Annotated in this window: 15 protein-coding genes; 10 read left to right on the forward strand and 5 right to left on the reverse strand. The window is 63.4% G+C overall.

All coding sequences use genetic code 11. The features are described 5' to 3' along the window. Positions 1-85: 85 nt before the first annotated feature. Complete coding sequence (locus RMET_RS21185; protein ID WP_011518591.1) at positions 86-1,210, reverse strand: porin; 1,125 nt, start codon at positions 1,208-1,210, stop codon at positions 86-88. Positions 1,211-1,305: 95 nt separating this feature from the next. On the opposite strand from RMET_RS21185, the gene RMET_RS21190 reads away from it, so the two are divergent. Both RMET_RS21190 and RMET_RS21195 read left to right on the forward strand, forming a co-directional pair. Then, positions 1,306-2,016, forward strand: coding sequence for a YoaK family protein (locus tag RMET_RS21190; protein ID WP_011518592.1), 711 nt, complete (start codon positions 1,306-1,308; stop codon positions 2,014-2,016). A 95-nt stretch (positions 2,017-2,111) separates the two neighbouring features. Further along, entirely contained in the window at positions 2,112-3,338 is a 1,227-nt protein-coding gene (locus RMET_RS21195; protein WP_104669924.1) for a CaiB/BaiF CoA transferase family protein, read from the forward strand. Between the two features lie 14 nt (positions 3,339-3,352). On the opposite strand, the gene RMET_RS21200 is transcribed toward RMET_RS21195, so the two are convergent. Beyond that, entirely contained in the window at positions 3,353-4,036 is a 684-nt protein-coding gene (locus RMET_RS21200) for a GntR family transcriptional regulator (RefSeq protein WP_011518594.1), read from the reverse strand. 189 nt (positions 4,037-4,225) lie between these two features. Here RMET_RS21200 and RMET_RS21205 point away from each other — a divergent pair, with 189 nt between their 5' ends. The 4 genes from RMET_RS21205 to RMET_RS21220 all read left to right on the forward strand — a co-directional run bounded on the left by RMET_RS21205 (position 4,226) and on the right by RMET_RS21220 (position 7,870). Then, positions 4,226-4,984 carry an enoyl-CoA hydratase/isomerase family protein gene (locus RMET_RS21205; protein ID WP_011518595.1) on the forward strand — a complete coding sequence of 253 codons (759 nt, stop codon included), beginning with the start codon at positions 4,226-4,228 and terminating at the stop codon, positions 4,982-4,984. A 47-nt stretch (positions 4,985-5,031) separates the two neighbouring features. Next, complete coding sequence (locus tag RMET_RS21210) at positions 5,032-6,018, forward strand: Bug family tripartite tricarboxylate transporter substrate binding protein (RefSeq protein ID WP_011518596.1); 987 nt, start codon at positions 5,032-5,034, stop codon at positions 6,016-6,018. Between the two features lie 99 nt (positions 6,019-6,117). Next, the gene (locus tag RMET_RS21215) at positions 6,118-6,753 is read left to right on the forward strand and encodes a TetR/AcrR family transcriptional regulator (protein ID WP_011518597.1); all 636 of its coding nucleotides are present in this window, start codon (positions 6,118-6,120) and stop codon (positions 6,751-6,753) included. 7 nt (positions 6,754-6,760) lie between these two features. Continuing rightward, positions 6,761-7,870 (forward strand): alkene reductase, encoded by a 1,110-nt coding sequence (locus tag RMET_RS21220; protein ID WP_011518598.1) that lies wholly within the window; start codon positions 6,761-6,763, stop codon positions 7,868-7,870. A gap of 268 nt (positions 7,871-8,138) precedes the next feature. Here the strand turns inward: RMET_RS21220 and RMET_RS21225 are convergent, their stop codons facing one another. After that, on the reverse strand, positions 8,139-10,124 hold the full coding sequence (locus tag RMET_RS21225; protein WP_011518599.1) for a sigma-54-dependent Fis family transcriptional regulator: 1,986 nt from the start codon (positions 10,122-10,124) through the stop codon (positions 8,139-8,141). 325 nt (positions 10,125-10,449) lie between these two features. Here RMET_RS21225 and RMET_RS21230 point away from each other — a divergent pair, with 325 nt between their 5' ends. Genes RMET_RS21230 through RMET_RS21240 form a run of 3 tightly spaced genes read left to right on the forward strand, consistent with a single transcriptional unit; the run spans position 10,450 to position 15,463 of the window. Further along, entirely contained in the window at positions 10,450-12,594 is a 2,145-nt protein-coding gene (locus tag RMET_RS21230) for a hydantoinase/oxoprolinase family protein (protein WP_029309363.1), read from the forward strand. Positions 12,595-12,605: 11 nt separating this feature from the next. After that, positions 12,606-14,930: a hydantoinase B/oxoprolinase family protein gene (locus RMET_RS21235; protein WP_011518601.1), complete on the forward strand. Its 2,325-nt coding sequence runs from the start codon at positions 12,606-12,608 to the stop codon at positions 14,928-14,930. A 23-nt stretch (positions 14,931-14,953) separates the two neighbouring features. Continuing rightward, positions 14,954-15,463 (forward strand): acetone carboxylase subunit gamma, encoded by a 510-nt coding sequence (locus tag RMET_RS21240; RefSeq protein WP_011518602.1) that lies wholly within the window; start codon positions 14,954-14,956, stop codon positions 15,461-15,463. A gap of 179 nt (positions 15,464-15,642) precedes the next feature. Here the strand turns inward: RMET_RS21240 and RMET_RS21245 are convergent, their stop codons facing one another. Together RMET_RS21245 and RMET_RS21250 are read right to left on the reverse strand one after the other, a co-directional pair. Then, complete coding sequence (locus tag RMET_RS21245; RefSeq protein ID WP_011518603.1) at positions 15,643-16,419, reverse strand: aldolase; 777 nt, start codon at positions 16,417-16,419, stop codon at positions 15,643-15,645. 45 nt (positions 16,420-16,464) lie between these two features. Continuing rightward, positions 16,465-17,469 carry a Bug family tripartite tricarboxylate transporter substrate binding protein gene (locus tag RMET_RS21250; protein ID WP_011518604.1) on the reverse strand — a complete coding sequence of 335 codons (1,005 nt, stop codon included), beginning with the start codon at positions 17,467-17,469 and terminating at the stop codon, positions 16,465-16,467. A gap of 109 nt (positions 17,470-17,578) precedes the next feature. Between RMET_RS21250 and RMET_RS21255 the strand changes: the two genes are divergently transcribed. After that, on the forward strand, positions 17,579-18,217 hold the full coding sequence (locus RMET_RS21255; RefSeq protein ID WP_011518605.1) for a helix-turn-helix domain-containing protein: 639 nt from the start codon (positions 17,579-17,581) through the stop codon (positions 18,215-18,217). The last annotated feature ends 127 nt before the right edge of the window (positions 18,218-18,344 follow it).

Genomic DNA, 18,344 nt, shown 5'->3' on the forward strand with positions numbered 1-18,344 from the left:
GGACAGGGGGGCGCCTTGCCGTGCGTCGCTTCCTTTTCGCCCATGGCGGGAAGGAAGCGACATGCGTTCCCGGCGCGCTCGGGTGCTAGAAGTTATGCCGCATGGCCAGCGCGAAGGTCTGTGGATCGGCGCCGGCCTTCACGCCCAGGCCGTTGATGGCGAAGTCATAGAGGGCGTTCCGCTTGTTGTTGATCCGGCTGTAGTAGGTATAGATCGACGTGCGCTTGGAAAGCGGATAGTCGTAGCCGACAGTGATCTGCGTGGCGCCGGTTTCGGGGCCGGCATGGAATGAACCGATTGTCTCGGTCGCATTGCCCGTGCCGTTGCTGGCGAACGTGAAGCCGATCTTCACGCTGCCGGGTCCGAGCTTCTGGACCAGTGAGGTGTAGTAGCTGTTGCGCGCCAGGTCGCCGGTGGCGGTGCGATAGTGCAATCGCTCGTACACCAGGGCGATCGTCGTCGTGGGGAACTGGTAGGAGACGCCGACCTTCATGCCATCGTCGTTACGGCCGGCGGTCTGATAGTGCTGATGGATCTCGTAGGCCATCGACACACTGAGCGGGCCGCGTTCGTACGCGCCCGCAAACGAGTACAACGCCGGATTGCGCGGCACGCTGATCTTTTCTTCCGGCAGGCCCCAGGTCATCGCGCCGCTTAACCCGTGCCATTGCGGCGACTGGTAATGCAGGGAGTTCTGCTGGCGCCGGTCGAACGAGTTGGTGTTCTGGACGTTGTCCGTGGTGGCGGCCGCGCCATTGCCCATGATCGACATATAGCCGGCGGTGGTCGGGTAGTAGGGGTCGAGGGTCTTGGTCGAAGTGGTATAGGCCGTATCCCAGTTGCCCATGAATACGGTGCCATACGGGCTGGCCATGCCGAGCCGCGTGTCGCGTGCGGCGATCTGCCCCGCGCCGGTGTCGATCGACAGCGTGCTCTCGACCTGCCAGATGGCCTTGAGCCCATACCCGAGCGCTTCCTCGCCGCGAATACCGAAGACGGACCGGTTGTTGGTCAGCCGCGCAGTGCCGCCCAGGTGGGTGCCGTCGGTCGCGGTGGAGGCTGACGCGTACTCGACGGCCGTATTGAGTCGCCCGTAAATCACAACGGATGACTGGGCGTTGGCCGTGCCGACCAGGCAGGTGGCCGAGGCCGATAGCGCCGCTATCGTCGCCAGGGGGCGCATCCAGTGCCACACGCCAACTCTTGTCATCTCGCGCTCCCCCGTTGGTTTGATTCCTATAGTAGTGAAGCGTCGCACGGACGGGAATCGACGCTGATCGATAGAGGGACCATTAGAAGGGAATCATGGCGCTCGAGAACCAGAAACCTATTCCGACCAGCATGCACGGCGGTGTGCTGTCGTTTGTCGCAGGCTTTGTCGATGTGGTTGGCTTCATCGCCCTGTTCGGGCTGTTCACGGCCCACGTGACCGGCAACTTCATCATGATCGGCGTGGAGTTGACCGGGAACTCGGACGGATTGGCGACCAAGCTGCTGGCACTGCCGGCCTTTGTCGTCGCAGTGGCCGCCACACGTGTGCTCGAGTCGAATTTCGCGAGACGCCAGCGTCCCGTGGTTGCGCTGCTGCTCGCCATCGAATGCTTGTTCCTGCTGCTGTTCATCGGCACCGGGCTTTGGGCGAAGGCTGGCGCTGGCCTGACTGCCAATGCATTGCCGTCCACGCTTGCGGGAATGCTGGCCGTGGTGGCCATGGGTATCCAGAACGCGTTGTCCCGTACCGCGCTGGCCGATCTGGGGCCAACCACCATCATGACTGGCAACACTACCCAGGTCGTGATCGATCTCGTCGATCTGACTTCCGCCAGCCCGGAACAGACCGGGGCGATCGTCACGCGGCTGCGCAAGATGCTGCCAGCCGTAGTGGGGTTTGCCGCCGGCGCGGTGCTCGGCGCGCTTGCCTATCAGGCGGTCAGTTTCTGGTGCGTCTTTCTGCCGGTGCTGCTGCTGGCGGCGGTGTGTCGCCAGCGTTGGCCCGGCAGGGTGGCGCTGGCCTGAATCGAGGTTCGCCTGCCGTCGAAATTTTGCCTTTTTGGTTTGAAATATTTTGGTGTACCATCCGCATACATTAACGTCGTCAACGTATGCAAAAAATGGAAGCCAATAAGTTTCGCCCGCTGGCTGGCGTAAAAGTGCTTGAGTTGTCACAGATTCTGGCCGGCCCCACCTGTGGGCTGATGCTTGGCGATCTCGGGGCCGACGTGGTCAAGATCGAGCGATTTCCCGCCGGGGACGACGCGCGGAAGTACCGCCGGCAGGGCGACAGCGGATTGCCGCCTTCCTTCCTGATTGTCAATCGCGGCAAGCGGTCGCTCGGACTCGACCTGCGCAAGGAAGAGGGCAAGGCGGTGCTCAAGCGGATGGTTGCCCAGGCCGATGTGCTGACCGAGAACTTTCGTCTGGGAGTGATGGAGAAACTGGGCCTTGGCTACGACGTGCTGCGCGAGGTGAATCCGGCCCTGATCTACTGCTCGATCACCGGATACGGACGGACGGGGCCGCTCGCCAGCAAAGGTGGTTTCGACCTGATTCTGCAGGCGTTCTCGGGGCTCATCAGCGTGACAGGAGAGCCCGGCCGCGACCCGGTCAAGCCGGGCATGTCGATCGCCGACGTCAATGCCGGCATCCTGGCCGCATTCGGTATCCTGGCGGCGTACATCAACCGGCTACGCACGGGCGAGGGCTCGCGCGTCGAGACCTCGCTGCTGCAGGCATCGATGCAGCAGCTTTACTGGTACGCGGCGGCCTACTTCTCGACCGGGGCGATTGCGAAGCCGGTCGGCACGGCGCATCCGCTCATCGCGCCTTACCAGGTGTATCAATGCGCTGATGGCGGTATCGCGCTCGGGGGCGCCAATCAGACCAACTGGGAGCGCATCGCCGATGTGCTGGGCCATCCGGAGTGGAAGGCCGATCCGCGTTTCGACAGCGCGGCGGAAAGACTCGCGCGCCGTGCCGAGCTCGAACTGCTGATCACCGATGTCCTGAAGGGCGCGCCGGTGGCGACGTGGGTGGAGCGATTCGATGCCGTGGGGGTGCCTGTCGGCCCGGTTCAGAACGTGGCGCAGGCACTGGAGCATCCGCAGGCGAAGGCAGTCGGGATGGTCGTGGAAGCCCGCAAGCCAGGCGGCGGCATGACGCGCGCGCTGGGGCTACCCGTCCTGTTCGACGGGGGCAACGCCAGTTCGACCGGCCCGGCCCCCGCGCTGGGCGAGCATTCCAGTTCAGTGCTGCGGGAGTTTGGATTTGCCGCGGGAGAGATCGAGGACCTGCTGCGCAACGCCGTGGTCCACGACTGCGCTCATCCGGTCGCGGCGTGATGCGCGTGATGTGTTTACGGGCGACGTCCGCGGCCGACCGCCGCGCCATCGTCGGGCATCGCCGCGATCATGTCGGCATAGACATTGCCGCCCGCGGAGATGTGCCGGACCATCGCTTCGGCGGCGCCATCCTCGTCGCCAACCTTGATCGCGTCGAGCACGGCCTTGTGCTCGGCCAGCGATGCGCGAACGCGCGCGGGGTGCTCGAAGCGGTAGTCCCGCATGCCACGCATCCGCGCGCGCATGGTGCGGATCTGCTTGGCCAGGATGTCGTTGCGGCTGCCCTCGTAGAGCACGCCATGGAATTCGTCGTTGGCGGCGCGGTAGGCCTCGGCATCTCCCTGCGCGGCCGCGCACGCTTCGTACGCGGTCGCCAGCGCGTCACGCTCCGCCGGCGTCATGCGGCGCGAGGCGAGGCGGGCGGCAAGCGATTCCAGCTGGACCAGGATCTCACTCAGCGCGACGTAGTCGCGCAATGTAATCGACGACACGATCGCGCCCTGGCGCGGCACCAGGGTGACGAGTCCAGCCGAGGCGAGCTGGATCAGCGCCTCGCGCGCGGGCGTGCGGGACACGCCGAAACGGTCGATCAGTTGCTGTTCATCGATCTGGGTGCCGCTCGGCAGGTGCCCGGACAGGATTTCCTGCTCTATCTCGGACCTGATGGTCTCGGTGCGGCTCTTCTTTTCTTCCGACATGCCTGTGTTCATCGCTGTAGATGTGGCGATTCTACGCTGCTGCCGGCGCTTGCTGACCGTCTTCCGGCTCGGAATTCGATCTTTTTCTCCGTTTATGTACACATAACGTCAGCTTGTGCATGCATGGATTTGCTGCGTGAGCGCCCTTATGTCTCTACGCCTTTACACACCTTCATCCCCAAACCTTCCATGACCGACACATCCGGATTGCCCTCGCTCGCCATCGAAGGGCGAGTCGCCACCATCACATTCCAGCGCCCCGACGTCGCCAATCGCCTTGGGCCCGATGACCTTGACGAGATTCATCGCCATATCGAAACGGTGAACGCCAGCGAAGCGCTCGTCCTGCGGATTCGTGGCACTGGCAAGTACTTCTGCAGCGGCTTCGATATCGGCAAGCTCGCGGCGGGTCAGCGTGGCTCGGGCTTTGAAGAACTCGTCAACGCGGTCGAGGACTGCCGGCCCGTCACCATCGCCGCGCTAAACGGTGGTGTCTATGGCGGCGGCACTGATCTCGCTCTCGCGTGCGACTTCCGCGTAGGCGTACCGACAACGGACATGTTCATGCCCGCGGCGCGTCTCGGCCTGCATTTCTACAAGCGTGGCATGGAGCGATACGTGACCAGGCTCGGCCTGGACACGGCCAAGCGGCTCTTCCTGACCGCGGCCCGGCTCCAGTCGGACGAACTGCTGCACTGCGGTTTTCTGACATCGCTGGTCGACGCTGCCGACCTCGACGCGAACGTCGATGCGCTGAGCGAAACGGTCGCCAGCATGGCGCCGCTCGCGGTGCTTGGCATGAAAAAACATCTCAACCGGATTGCGCGGGGCGTGCTCGATGTCGAGGAACTGGCTGTCGACGTTGCACGCGCCGCGCAATCGGCTGACATCAAGGAGGGCGCGCTGGCCTGGAGGGAAAAGCGCAAACCAAGGTTCCAGGGCAACTAGTCCAGGGAGCCGGCTTTCATCAGTAGAACCGAAATGGAGACAGAAGCATGAAGATTGCGAAGGCATCGAGGGTATGCATCGCCGCCGCGTTGCTGGTGCCGATGACGCTGGCGTGGGCGCAGGGTCCTGCCGCGTATCCAACCAAACCGATCCGGCTGATCGTCGGTTTCCCGCCGGGCGGTGGTGCGGACGCTGTGGCGCGCATCGTCGCGGAAAGAATGTCCCGGGACCTGGGGCAGAGCATCATCATCGACAACAAGCCCGGCGCCGGCACGACCATCGCGGCGGAAGCGGCAGCCCGTGCCGAGCCCGATGGCTATACGGTCTTCATGGGTAGCGCGAACCTCTTCGGAGCGGACAAGGTCCTCTACAAGAAGATTCGCTACGACGGGCAGAAGGACTTCACGCCGATCTCGCGCTGGACCATCGCGCCGATGATCCTGGCGGTGAATAACGATATCGGTGTGAAGTCGGTGCAGGAACTGATCGCCAAGGCGAAGCAGAATCCCGGCAAGTACTTCTATGCGTCGTCCGGCAGCGGCGGGGCGCCGCATATGGCTGGCGTCTACTTCAACAAGCTCGGCGGCACGCGGATGGAGCACGTGCCGTTCAAGGGCGGCGCGCCGGCGGTGACGGCCGTGATTGCTGGCGATGCGCAGATGATCTTCGCCACGCCGCCGTCGGTGCTGCCGATGGTGGAGACCGGCAAGCTCAAGGCGCTGGCCGTGACGTCGGAGAAGCGGTCGCCGTTGCTGCCGAACCTGCCGACGGTGTCGGAGAGTGGCGTCAAGGGCTACGACTTCACGTTCTGGTTTGGGTTGTTTGGCCCGGCCAATCTGCCGCCCGATGTGGTGCGCAAGCTCTTCACCGCAAGCCAGAAGGCATTGAGCGATCCCGAGGTGGTGCAGAAGCTTGCGGTGCAAGGCAATGAGGCGCTGCCTTCTGCGTCGCCGGACGAATTCCGCAAATGGGCGTTGGCGGAAGGGGCCAAGTCCAAGCAATTGATTGAGCAGTCTGGCGCACATCTGGACTAGGCTGGGCGGAGCGGGGCCGCCAGGCCCATGGCCAATGGCGGAAATAGTGACGATTCAGGCGTTTGACTTTTTAAGACGACTGGTCATATTATTTCCGCCATGGCTCGTACTTCAGACAAGACCGACATTCCGAACCGCCTGACCAAGGCGGGTCGCGAACTGTTCTCCCACCACGGCTACAACGCCACCGGCATCCAGCAGATCACCGATCACGCTGGCGTGCCGAAGGGCTCGTTTTACAACCACTTCGAAAGCAAGGAAGCGTTCGCGGCAGCGATCATCGCGGAATACGCCGATTATCTGCACCGGTCATGGGAAGCCATGATGGAGGACGCCCCGCCCGAGCCGATGGCGGCGATCCGCTATGTCTTCACGCGGATGATTGCCTATCACGAATGCTGTCCCACGCAGGCGGGTTGCCTGATCGGCAACTTCGCTGCCGAGATCGCCTTGACGAGCGATACCTGTCGGGCCGTGCTGCAGGACGCCCAGTTCGCCTGGCGCGAACGGCTGGCCGGCATGATCAGCCTCGCCCAGGCGCATGGTGAAATCCGTGCCGATATCGCGTCAGCCGAGCTCTCGGGGCTCGTCTGGGATACGTGGGAGGGCGCCTTGCTACGTATGAAGATTGAACGCTCGGTTGCCCCGCTGCGCCGCAGCGTCGACCTGATGTTCGACCACCTGTTCCAGCCGGCCGCCGCGGCCGGCATCCACCACAGTCCAACCTTGGAGTAAGTCATTCATGGGTGCACAGACCGAAGCATTCCTCACCGAAGCCCTGTTTCAGCCGATCAAGCTGGGCCGTATCGAACTCGCCAACCGCATGGCCATGGCACCGCTCACGCGCAGCCGCGCCGATGACGATCTGGTGCCGACCGAGATGGTGGTCGAGTACTACCGCCAGCGCGCCAGCGTCGGCCTGATCATCGCCGAAGCCACGCAGGTTTCGGAGACTGCCCAGGGCTACACGAACACCCCCGGCGTCTATACGCCCGAGCAGATCGCGGCCTGGAAGACGGTGACCGACGCCGTGCACGCGCAAGGCGGCAAGATTTTCCTGCAGATCTGGCACACGGGTCGCATGTCGCACTCGCATTTCCAGCCGGACAATCAGGCACCGGTGGCGCCTTCGGCCATTGCGGCCAATGCCAAGACGTATATCAACGGCCAGGGCTATGTCGAATGCTCGCTGCCGCGCGCGCTGGAAGCTTCGGAGATTCCGGAGATCGTGAATGACTTCCGCGTCGCCGCGGCCAACGCGATCAAGGCTGGCTTCGATGGCGTCGAAGTGCATGGCGCGCACGGCTATCTGCTCGATGCCTTCCTGCGCGATGGCACGAACAAGCGTACCGACGCCTACGGCGGCAGCATCGAGAACCGCGCCCGCTTCCTGCTTGAAGTCATGGCGGCGGTGACTGCCGAAATCGGTGCCGATCGCGTGGGTGTCCGACTGGCGCCGGTGTCGCCGGTCAACGACGCGGTGGAAAGCAATCCGCAGCCGCTGTTCGAGTACGTCGTGCGTGAGCTGGAAAAACTCCATCCGGTGTACATCCACGTGGTCGAAGGCTACACGGGTGGCCCGCGCGACAATGTGCCGTTCGACTACGAGGCGCTGCACCGCCTGTACTCGGGCGTGTGGATGGTCAATAACGGCTACAGCAAGGAAATGGCCGAGGAAGCGATCCGCGCCGGCCGTGCCGACATGGTCTCGTTCGGCCGCAAGATGATCACCAACCCCGACCTGCCGCGCCGCTTCCGTGAGAACCAGCCGCTGAACAGTCCGTTCGAGGACGCGTCGCTCTACGGCGGTACTGGCCCGCACGGCTACGTCGACTATCCGGCATTGGCCTGATCTTCGGCCTCGCGCGCTCTACGGGCGGGTTTGCATCCGGACCTATGTCCGGATGTCCATAGGTCCTTACGTCCTTAGAGGCGCTATCAAAATGAAGCGAAGCGGTTCTGGCTAGGGTGAAGCAGGGGTTTCGGCTCGTATGCGAGCCGCCTGCGGAACGGCATGTGCCTGCGAGCACATGCGCGCCCTGCAAGGGCGCGGCCGCAGACAGTACAAGTAGACCGGCCAAGGCCGCGCAACGACGCCAGAATCATTTTGATAGCGCCTCTTAGGTCCGGAGGGCCGCAAGCTTGACGTAGAGCGTGCTTCTTGAAATCCCCAGCGTTCTGGCGGCCTTTGAAAGGTTGCCGCGCGCATCGTTGATGGCGGCGCGTATCGCCTGCCGCTCCAGATCGTCGAGGCGGCCAGACGCTGCCGACATCGGCATCGGGGCCGGTGCCATCGCGTCTCCGGCCGGTCCGGATTCGACTAGGGAGGACAACATCGACACATCGATGCCATTGTTCTCGCCGAGCGCGAACATCACCTCGAATACGTTCTGCAGTTCACGAATATTCCCGGGCCAGCGATAGCGCACCAGTGTCTGATAGACCGACGGTTCGATCTGCTTCGGCGCGCACCCGTACTTGCGCGCGAGCTTGTGGTTGAGGTGATCGACGATGGACTCGATATCGCCAGGCCGGTCGCGTAGGGCCGGAAGCTGCAGACTGACCGCGCAGAGACGGTGGTACAGATCCTCGCGAAAGCGCCCGGCGGCAATCTCCTTCTGCAGATCGCGGTTGGTCGCGGCGACAAGTCGGACCGATACCTGCCGCTCCCTCGTATCCCCCAGACGAACCACCACGCCATCCTGCAGCACACGCAATAGATGCGGCTGCATGTCGAGCGGCATCTCGCCGATCTCGTCGAGGAACAGCGTGCCGCCTGCGGCCTGTTCGAATTTTCCCGGATGGCCGCCGCGACGCGCCCCCGTGAAGGCGCCTTCCGCGTAGCCAAAGAGCTCGCTGGCCAGCAATTCGCGCGTCAGGGCGCCGCAATTCACGGCAACGAATGGACCGTCGGGCCGCTTGCCAGACCGATGCAACGCGCGCGCGAACAGCTCCTTGCCCGCGCCGGTCTCACCGACCAGCAGCACGGGCAGATCGAGCGACGCGATACGGCGGGCGCGTGCCTTGGTGGCGGCGAGAATTTCGCTCTCGCCGATGATCTCGGTGAACGCGTCATCCGTTGTCACCGCAGTCGGGGTGGCGGGGAGTGAAATGCTGGTCCGGCCCGGGCGTGCCGCGAGTGGAATCACGAGCATCGTGCCGAGCAGTCCTTCGCGATCCTTGACCGTGTGAAGCCATTCGGGCCGCAGCCAGCCCGGGCGCTGATGTATTTGATCGACTTCCGGCAGTGTGAGATCGAGCCCTGGTATCGCGTTGCCGGTCTCCAGTGCGAAACATACGCCATGGGCATCCCGCGCCGCCTGCGCGCGGCCGTTGATACGAACGACACGGCCGCGGAAATCGGCAAGGACCACGCAGTCGCTGGCATAGCGCACGAAATCATCGATGGAGCGGGCTAGCAGGCGCTCGTGCATCGCCATGTCGCGCCGCGCCAGTTCGCTCTCGATCTGCCGGGCCGCCGCCACCACCAGACCGAGGGTGTGCCCGTGGAATGACTCCTTCACCCCCGATACATCAACGACGCCAAGCAGGTGACGTCCGAACGGATCGAGTATCGGCGCGGCGGCGCAGGTCCAGCGTTTGACGTCCCAGCAGAAATGCTCGCTGGCATGGATCTGCACCGGCGCGACGGTGGCGATTGCGGTGCCGATGGCATTGGTGCCGATCACTTCCTCGCTCCAGCATCCGCCCATGGCAAGGTTGACTTCCTCGCCGACGCTGCGCACGCGGGTCGAGCCATTGAGCTGAAGGATGGTGCCGTCGGTGTCGCTGAGCATGATCAGCGTGCCGCATTCGCGCAAGATGTCGCGCAGGCCTTCGAGCGCCGGACCCGCTGCGTCGCAGAGGTCGCGGTTTTGCGTGCGCAGTTGTCGAAGGCGATCGTCGGCGGCGCCCGGCGCCGAATGCAGGGTCGGGTCGACAGCTTCGGAACGACACCGCTGCCAGGAAGCGAGGACAACTCTGCGCACACCGTCCCCTTCATGTGGATGATGGGGATGGTCCCGCAGGAAGCGTTCCCAGGCCGAGGCCACGACAGGTTCGTCGCTGATGCGGGGGACCAGAGTGCCGTAGTGGGTGAACGGCATGGGACGATCACTCTCAGTTGATTCCGGCAACCGTAGCCCCACGCTTTTCGCAAGTCAACAATTCTCTTTGCAATCAAGGGTTTGTGCTGTGCAGCAGGGGCGCGAAAGTGTCCGGATTCCGGACACTTTCGCGTAGGCGTCCGGAAACTGCACAGCTTCGGGCGATGTTTGCCCCATGCCCGAACCCCCAAGTCGGCGCCGGCAAGGCATTGATTTCAATCACATGTGATCGGCTCCTGCAGGTGCCAATGCCGCCTGGCATGTCCCTTGCCATGAAGGGTGTGTGGGAACTCCCACGACGATGACACCAATGACAGGAGACAACATGCAACCCCACTCCACCGTACAGGTGATGGGCATCGATGCAGGCGGCACGATGACCGATACATTCTTCGTGCGCTCGGACGGCCGGTTCGTGGTCGGCAAGGCGCAGAGCAACCCCGGCGACGAATCGCTGGCCATCTACAACTCGTCGGAGGATGCGCTGGCGCACTGGGAGCGCACCGTGGACGACGTCTACCCGGAACTACTGACCTGCGTGTACTCCGGCACGGCCATGCTCAACCGCATTCTTATGCGCAAGGGCCTGGACGTCGGCCTTATCTGCAATCGCGGCTTCGAGCAGATCCATTCGATGGGGCGCGCGCTGCAGAGCTATCTGGGCTACGCGCTGGAGGACCGCATTCACCTGAACACGCATCGCTACGACGAACCGCTGGTGCCTGTCTCGCGCACGCGTGGCGTGACCGAGCGCACCGATGTGCAGGGCAAGGTCGTCATTCCGCTGCGGGAGGAAGAAGTCCGGCAGGCCACGCGGGAACTGGTGGAGGCCAAGTCGCAGGCGATCGTCATCTGCCTGCTGCAATCCCACAAGAACGAGTCCAGCGAACAACGTGCGCGCGACATCGTGCAGGATGAACTGGCGAAGCTGAAGGTCGATGTCCCGGTGTTTGCGTCGGTGGACTATTACCCGTCGCGCAAGGAAAGCCACCGGATGAACACCACCATCCTGGAGGCCTACGGCGCGGAGCCCTCGCGGCAGACGCTGAAGAAGGTCAGCGACCGCTTCAAGAAACACGGTGCCAAGTTCGATCTGCGTGTGATGGCCACCCATGGCGGCACGATCAGCTGGAAGGCGAAGGAGCTGGCGCGGACGATCGTGTCGGGGCCGATTGGTGGCGTGATCGGATCAAAGCTCCTGGGCGAGGCGTTGGGCGACGAGAACATCGCATGCTCGGACATCGGCGGCACCAGCTTCGACGTAGCGTTGATCACCAAGGGCAACTTCGCGATCAAGTCGGATCCCGACATGGCGCGCCTGGTGCTGTCGCTGCCGCTGGTGGCGATGGACTCCGTGGGCGCGGGCGCTGGCAGCTTCGTGCGGCTGGACCCGTACAGCAAGTCGATCAAGCTCGGGCCCGACAGCGCCGGCTACCGCGTGGGTACCTGCTGGCCGGAGAGCGGGCTGGATACGGTCACCGTTTCCGACTGCCACGTGGTGCTCGGCTATCTGAACCCGGAGAACTTTCTTGGCGGTGCGATCAAGCTCGATGTGGCACGCGCCCGCCAGCACATCAAGGCACAGATCGCGGACCCGCTCGGGCTGTCGGTCGAGGACGCGGCGGCGGGGGTCATCGAATTGCTGGACCTTACGCTGTCGGAGTACCTGCGCGCCAACATCAGCGCCAAGGGCTACAACCCGGCCGAGTTCACGTGCTTTTCTTACGGCGGCGCGGGCCCCGTGCATACCTACGGATACACCGGCGGCGTCGGTTTCAAGGACGTGGTGGTGCCGGCCTGGGCTGCCGGCTTCTCGGCCTTCGGCTGCGCCTGCGCGGACTTCGAGTATCGCTACGACAAATCGGTGGATCTCGGTGTCGCGCAGTTCGCGCCGGACGGCAGCAAGGAGACCGCGTGCCGGATCCTGCAGGAGGCGTGGTCGGAACTGGCCGTCAAGGTGATTGAGGAGTTCCGGGCCAATGGCTTCGATGCCAGGGACGTCGTGTTGATCCCGGGCTACAAGATGCAGTACATGGGGCAGCTCAATGATCTTGAGATCGTCTCGCCGGTAGCCACTGCGTCGTCCGCCGAGGACTGGGACCGCATCGTCGACGCGTTCGAGAACACCTACGGCCGCGTCTACGCCAGTTCGGCACGCTCGCCGGAACTGGGCTTCTCGATCACGGGGGCCATCCTGCGCGGCATGGTGGTCACGCAGAAGCCCGTGCTGCCAGAGGACCCGGACGCCGGTCCAACACCGCCCAGGGAGGCCTACCTGGGCGTACGGCCTTTCTACCGCCACAAGACATGGATGGATGCCGCGCTCTGGAAGATGGAGTCGCTCAAGGCCGGCAACCACATCGTGGGTCCAGCCATCATCGAATCCGACGCCACCACGTTCGTGGTGCCGGGCGGCTTCGAAACCACGATCGACAAGCACCGCCTGTTCCATCTCAAGGAAGTCAAATAAGGAGACACATCATGAACATGATGAGCAACAAGGAAGTCGGGTTCGCCGATCTGTTGAAGAACGGCCAGACCCTCAAGGAATTTCGCGACGACATCCTCGCCCGCACCCAGGAATCGGGCCACTACAACGGCCTTACCAGCCTGGACTTCCGGGACAGCGACCCGATCGGCTATGAGAAGCTGTTCTCCAAGCTGCGGGGTGGACTGGTCCATGCGCGTGAAACCGCCAAGAAGATTGCCGCCAGCCCGATCGTCGAGCAGGAGGGCGAGCTCTGCTTCACGCTGTATAACGCGGTCGGGGACTGCGTGCTGACCTCCACCGGCATCATCATCCACGTAGGAACGATGGGTGCGGCGATCAAGTACATGATCGAGAACAACTGGGAGGCCAACCCCGGCATCTATCCCGGCGACATGTTCACGAACAACGACTGCTCCATCGGCAACGTGCACCCGTGTGACATCGCCACGATCGTGCCGATCTTCTGGGAAGGCAGACTGATCGGCTGGGTGGGCGGCGTGACCCATGTCATCGACACGGGCTCCGTAACGCCGGGCTCCATGTCCACGGGCCAGACGCAACGCTTCGGCGACGGCTACATGATCACGTGCCGCAAGACGGGCGCGAACGATGTGCCGTTCCGCGACTGGCTGCATGAGTCGCAGCGCTCGGTACGGACGCCGAAGTACTGGATTCTCGACGAACGGACCCGCATCGCCGGCTGCCACATGATTCGCGAGCTGGTGGAGGAGGTGATCCGCGCCGACGGTATCGAGGCCTACGAGAAGTTCGCCTATGAAGTCATCGAGGAGGGCCGCCGCGGGCTCCAGAGCCGCATCAAGGCCATGACGCTGCCTGGCAAGTACCGCAAGGTCTCGTTCGTCGACGTGCCGTACAAGCATCCGGACGTGCAGGTCTCCAACGCCTTTGCCAAGCTCGACTCCATCATGCATTCGCCGGTGGAAATGACGATCCGCCCCGACGGCAAGTGGCGCCTGGATTTCGAAGGCGCGAGCCGCTGGGGTTGGCACACGTTCAATGCGCACCAGGTGGCCTTCACCTCAGGCATCTGGGTGATGATGTGTCAGACCCTGGTGCCGACCCAGCGTATCAACGACGGCGCCTACTTCGCCACCGAGTTCCGGCTACCCAAGGGTACATGGTGCAATCCCGATGACCGGCGCACCGGCCATGCGTATGCCTGGCATTTCCTGGTGTCCGGCTGGGCGGCGCTGTGGCGTGGTCTCTCTCAGTCGTACTTCAGCCGCGGCTATCTGGAGGAAGTGAACGCGGGCAACGCCAATACTTCCAACTGGCTGCAGGGTGGCGGCATCAACCAGGATGGCGAGATTCACGCGGTCAACAGCTTCGAGGCCAGCTCTTGTGGCACAGGCGCGTGCGCGGTCAAGGACGGTCTCAATCACGCCGCTGCCATCTGGAACCCCGAAGGCGACATGGGCGACATCGAGATTTGGGAGATGGCCGAGCCATTGCTCTACCTGGGCCGGAACGTCAAGGCCAACTCCGGCGGCTACGGCAAATATCGCGGCGGTTGCGGCTTCGAGACCCTGCGCATGGTCTGGAACGCCCAGGACTGGACGATGTTCTTCATGGGCAACGGCTTCATGAACAGCGACTGGGGCATGATGGGTGGCTATCCATCGGCCACCGGGTATCGCTTCGAAGCGCACCGCACCGGGCTGGAACAGCGTATTGCCAGTGGCGATTCACTGCCGCTGGGCGGCGACATCGACCCGGCCAATCCGGACTACGAGCGCCATATCGACGCCACCGCCGAGGTCAAGCGCGACAAGCAGTGCATCACGACCGAGGACTGCTACGCCAACCACGATCTTTACCTGAACTACCTGCGCGGCGGCCCGGGCTTCGGCGATCCGCTCGATCGGGACCCGAAGGCGATCGAGGCGGACCTCAACCAGAAGTTCTTGCTGCCTGAGTATGCGCAGAAGGTCTATGGCGCGGTGTTCGCTCAGGACGCCAGGGGCGTGTTCGCGGTGGATGCCGCAAAGACCAAGAAGCGTCGCGCGGAGATCCGCAAGGAGCGCCTGGCGCGCGCGGTGCCGACGCGCGAGTGGATGAAGGAGGAGCGCGAACGCATCCTCAACAAGCACGCATCGGTCCAGGTGCAGCATATGTTCGCCACGAGCTTTGCCTTGTCGGAGAAGTTCACGCAGAGCTTCAAGGACTTCTGGAACCTGCCCGAGGCATGGCACGTGAGAGAGGAAGAACTGGGTGTGCCGTGCTATGGCGCCAAGCACCGTATGGACTTGTCGCTGATGCCGGACGTCACCACCGTTGTCCAGGTCGAAGAGTAACCACCGCACTCAGGAGTCGAACCATGTCTGTCTATACCAACGAACAAGTCGACCACCTCGTCGAGGGGAAGCTCGACTGGGAAACCACGTTCCGCATGCTGTCGATGCCCAAGGACGAAGGCCGCTTCGAGCAGTACCTGGCCGCCTTGCAGGCGAAGGTGAGTTTCCCGGACCGCATCGTGCTGCCGCTCGGCCCGCACATGTATATCGTGCAATCGGCCGCCAGCAAGAAGTGGGTGGTCAAGTGCGACTGCGGCCACGAGTTCTGCGACTACCGCGAGAACTGGAAGCTCCATGCCTCCATCTATGTGCGTGATACCGAGGAGGCCATGGCCGAGGTCTATCCGACGCTGATGGCGCCTGATACCAGTTGGCAGGTGTATCGCGAGTACTACTGTCCGTCTTGCGGCGCGATGCATGACGTGGAGGCGCCCACACCGTGGTATCCGGTGATCCACGACTTCGAGCCGGATATCGAGGCGTTCTACAAGGAGTGGGTGCACTTGCCGGTGCCCGAGCGGGCACCAGACTGACCGGGTAGGGCGGGTTTGCCGTACGGTGCGAAGCGGCGGGTGGTGCAGCCCGCCCGCTCCGTCCGGCGGTCCTGCACGAGCAGAGATACGCCGGCGACCGGCAGCATCGTCCACGACGCTGCCGCCTAGCCGCCTGGTCGGGCAGCGGCGTCACGGTAGTCGAGGGGACTACGCCAACCTTACTGCGCGTCGAGCTGGCGGCGCGCGCGGCGCGAATAGTAGGCGAAAGTCGCTTCGAATCGCTTCTGCGTGCTGACCCAGCGTTGCGCCTCGCGACCGAGTTCGGGCGGGATCGGCTGGATCTCCCCGGCGGCCATCGCCAGCAGTTGCAGGCGAGCGGCGCGCTCGAACATCACGCCCAGCACACAGGCTTCTTCCACCGACGCGCCAGCTACCAGCAGGCCGTGGTGCGACAGCAGAATCGCCTTCTTGTCGCCCAGGGCGCCCGCGATGAGTTCGCCCTCTTCATTGCCGACTGGAATGCCCGGCCATTTTTCCAGGAACGCGGTCTGGTCGTACAGCACGCACGTGTCCATGTGCGAGATCGTCAGCGGCACTTCCAGCATGGCAAGCGCGGAAGCGTGCGGCGCGTGAGAGTGAACGATGCAATTCAAATCGGGACGCGCGCGATAGAGCCATGAATGGAAGCGATTGGCGGGGTTTGGCATCCCGTTTCCGGAAATCACCTCAAGATCTTCGTTGACGAGCAGGAGGTTGTCCGCCGTGATTTCGTCGAAGCCAAGACCCAGGCGTTGCGTGTAGTACGTGCCCGGTTGTTCCGCCCGCGCCGTGATCTGGCCGGAGAGCACCGAATCGTGCCCGAACGTGAACAGGATCCGGCAGGTCTCGGCGACAGCTTCGCGCAGCGGCATCCTGTCCGCGCGGAGTTCGGTCTGCATTTTTTCGAGCGAAGACGCGACGATTTCGCTCTTGCTCAACTGCATGGTATTGGCCATGTTGTGTCCTTCAGGGATGTGCTGGAGTCGGGGTAGGAGGTGGCTTTACTTGTTGCCTGCGCCAAGGAGGGCAGACCATCGCTGATTCTCGTCGCTGATCAGCTTGCGGAATTGTTCGGGTGATGACGCGGCGGGCTCGGTCCCTTGCGCAATAAGCGTTGCCTTGAACTTCGGATCGGCGGCCACCTTCGCCACGGCGGCATTGAGTTTCTTCACGATGGCCGGATCAAGTCCCGCGGGTCCGATCAGGCCGGCAACGGAGCCGGATACCAGTGATGGAAAGCCAAGCTCTGCTGTGGAGGGTACCTGCGGCGCGGTGGAAAGCCGGTGCGGGCTTGCCACGGCCAGCGCGCGGAGCTTGCCGGACGTCACGAACGGCATCACCTGGGGCGTGGCTTCAAACGTCATGTTGACCTGGCCCGATACAACGTTGGTGACGGATTCCGCACCGCTCTTGAATGGCACATGCAGGAACTCGACCTTCGCCACGTCCTGGAAAATGCGCATCCCCTGATAAGGCGCGCTCCCCACGCCGGCGGTGCCGACGCTGATGGCATCGGGCTTGCGCTGAGCGAGCTTGATCAGTGCGGGCAGAGTGTTAGCCGGAACATCCGCGCCAACCACGACAAGGAATGGCGTGGACCCTACGAGCGAGATGTAGGTGAAATCCTTCGCGCTATCGAAGTTGACCTTGACGTCCGTATGCGGATTGACGGCCAGCACGCCAACGGTGGCAAACATCAGCGTGTAGCCATCGGGGCGCGCGCGCCGCACGAAGTCGGCCGCGATGTTGCCGCCGGCGCCGGGCCGATTCTCTACCACCACCGACTGGCCAAGCTGCTCGGAGAGCGCCTTGCCCGTCGCTCGCGCGATAAGGTCGGTAATGCCACCGGCGCCAAACGGCACGACCAGGGTGATTGGCTTGTCGGGGTATCCGGTGGCATGGGCGGTGAACGGGATGCTCAGCAGCGTGGCCGCAGCCAGGCTGGCCATGGACGACAGGCTACGGCGGCGATGGGGACGGGTAGGGCGGGTGGGGCTCACTTGCATTCTCCTTCAGGGGGCGTATTGGAAACAAGTGTGTCTAGCATGACACCAAAGTGTCCTTAGTGCAACCGAGTTGCCGGGTGGGTCCATCGGGCCGTAAAATCGCGGACCGATGGATGCGCCGGTTCAGGCGCGCACAAACCTCGATTCCGGGATGAGCAAAAAGCAAAAAGTGGAACCCGTGGCGGCCGAGCCGAGCATTGCCGAGCGGCTGGCCGAGCTGCGCAAACTCAACGGCCTGACGCTCGAAGAACTGGCGCAACGCGCGTCACTGACCAAGAGCTATCTGTCCAAGCTGGAGCGGGGACTGTCGTCGCCGACCATTGGCACTGTGCTCAAGCTGGCCGATGCGCTGGGCGTGACGGTGGATCAGCTCATCACGCGGTCGTCGCGTGCCAACGAGATTCTTCACATCCGGGCGGCGGACCGGATTCCCTTCAGCCCGTCCACGGAGCGCCTTGGCTATACCTACGAGGCCATTGCGACCGAACGGCCCGACAAGGCGATGCAGCCCTTCATCATGGTGCCGCCGTTCACGCTCGAGGAAGACCAGCCCATGGCGAGCCATGCGGGAGAGGAACTGATCTTCGTCGTCTCGGGCGAAATGGAAGTCCTGTTCGACGACCGTACCGTGCGCATGAGCGCTGGCGATTCGCTGTATTTCAACGCTTCCATTCCGCACCGGTCACGTTCGCTGGGGCGGATTCAGGCACAGGCCCTGGTGGTCGTCAGCGATCGCAAGAAGGCGTGACGCGAGGGCGAACTCTCGCGGAGGCGGATTTTCGCTCCAGGCAACAACGGATCGCGTAGTTCGGCAATTCACTTGCCGCGCCGGACCTCTGGCCCTATGATTTCATGACACACTGTGTCATATAGGA

This window comes from Cupriavidus metallidurans CH34, from assembly GCF_000196015.1.
In the GTDB taxonomy this organism is placed as follows: Bacteria; Pseudomonadota; Gammaproteobacteria; order Burkholderiales; family Burkholderiaceae; genus Cupriavidus; species Cupriavidus metallidurans.

Coding starts and splice junctions, on each gene's coding strand:
- RMET_RS21240 (WP_011518602.1), top strand. CDS start 14,954: ATGTCTGTCTATACCAACGAACAAGTCGACCACCTCGTCGAGGGGAAG.
- RMET_RS21245 (WP_011518603.1), bottom strand. CDS start 16,419: ATGGCCAATACCATGCAGTTGAGCAAGAGCGAAATCGTCGCGTCTTCG.
- RMET_RS21185 (WP_011518591.1), bottom strand. CDS start 1,210: ATGACAAGAGTTGGCGTGTGGCACTGGATGCGCCCCCTGGCGACGATA.
- RMET_RS21215 (WP_011518597.1), top strand. CDS start 6,118: ATGGCTCGTACTTCAGACAAGACCGACATTCCGAACCGCCTGACCAAG.
- RMET_RS21195 (WP_104669924.1), top strand. CDS start 2,112: ATGGAAGCCAATAAGTTTCGCCCGCTGGCTGGCGTAAAAGTGCTTGAG.
- RMET_RS21225 (WP_011518599.1), bottom strand. CDS start 10,124: ATGCCGTTCACCCACTACGGCACTCTGGTCCCCCGCATCAGCGACGAA.
- RMET_RS21205 (WP_011518595.1), top strand. CDS start 4,226: ATGACCGACACATCCGGATTGCCCTCGCTCGCCATCGAAGGGCGAGTC.
- RMET_RS21210 (WP_011518596.1), top strand. CDS start 5,032: ATGAAGATTGCGAAGGCATCGAGGGTATGCATCGCCGCCGCGTTGCTG.
- RMET_RS21250 (WP_011518604.1), bottom strand. CDS start 17,469: ATGCAAGTGAGCCCCACCCGCCCTACCCGTCCCCATCGCCGCCGTAGC.
- RMET_RS21200 (WP_011518594.1), bottom strand. CDS start 4,036: ATGTCGGAAGAAAAGAAGAGCCGCACCGAGACCATCAGGTCCGAGATA.
- RMET_RS21220 (WP_011518598.1), top strand. CDS start 6,761: ATGGGTGCACAGACCGAAGCATTCCTCACCGAAGCCCTGTTTCAGCCG.
- RMET_RS21190 (WP_011518592.1), top strand. CDS start 1,306: ATGGCGCTCGAGAACCAGAAACCTATTCCGACCAGCATGCACGGCGGT.
- RMET_RS21230 (WP_029309363.1), top strand. CDS start 10,450: ATGCAACCCCACTCCACCGTACAGGTGATGGGCATCGATGCAGGCGGC.
- RMET_RS21255 (WP_011518605.1), top strand. CDS start 17,579: ATGGATGCGCCGGTTCAGGCGCGCACAAACCTCGATTCCGGGATGAGC.
- RMET_RS21235 (WP_011518601.1), top strand. CDS start 12,606: ATGAACATGATGAGCAACAAGGAAGTCGGGTTCGCCGATCTGTTGAAG.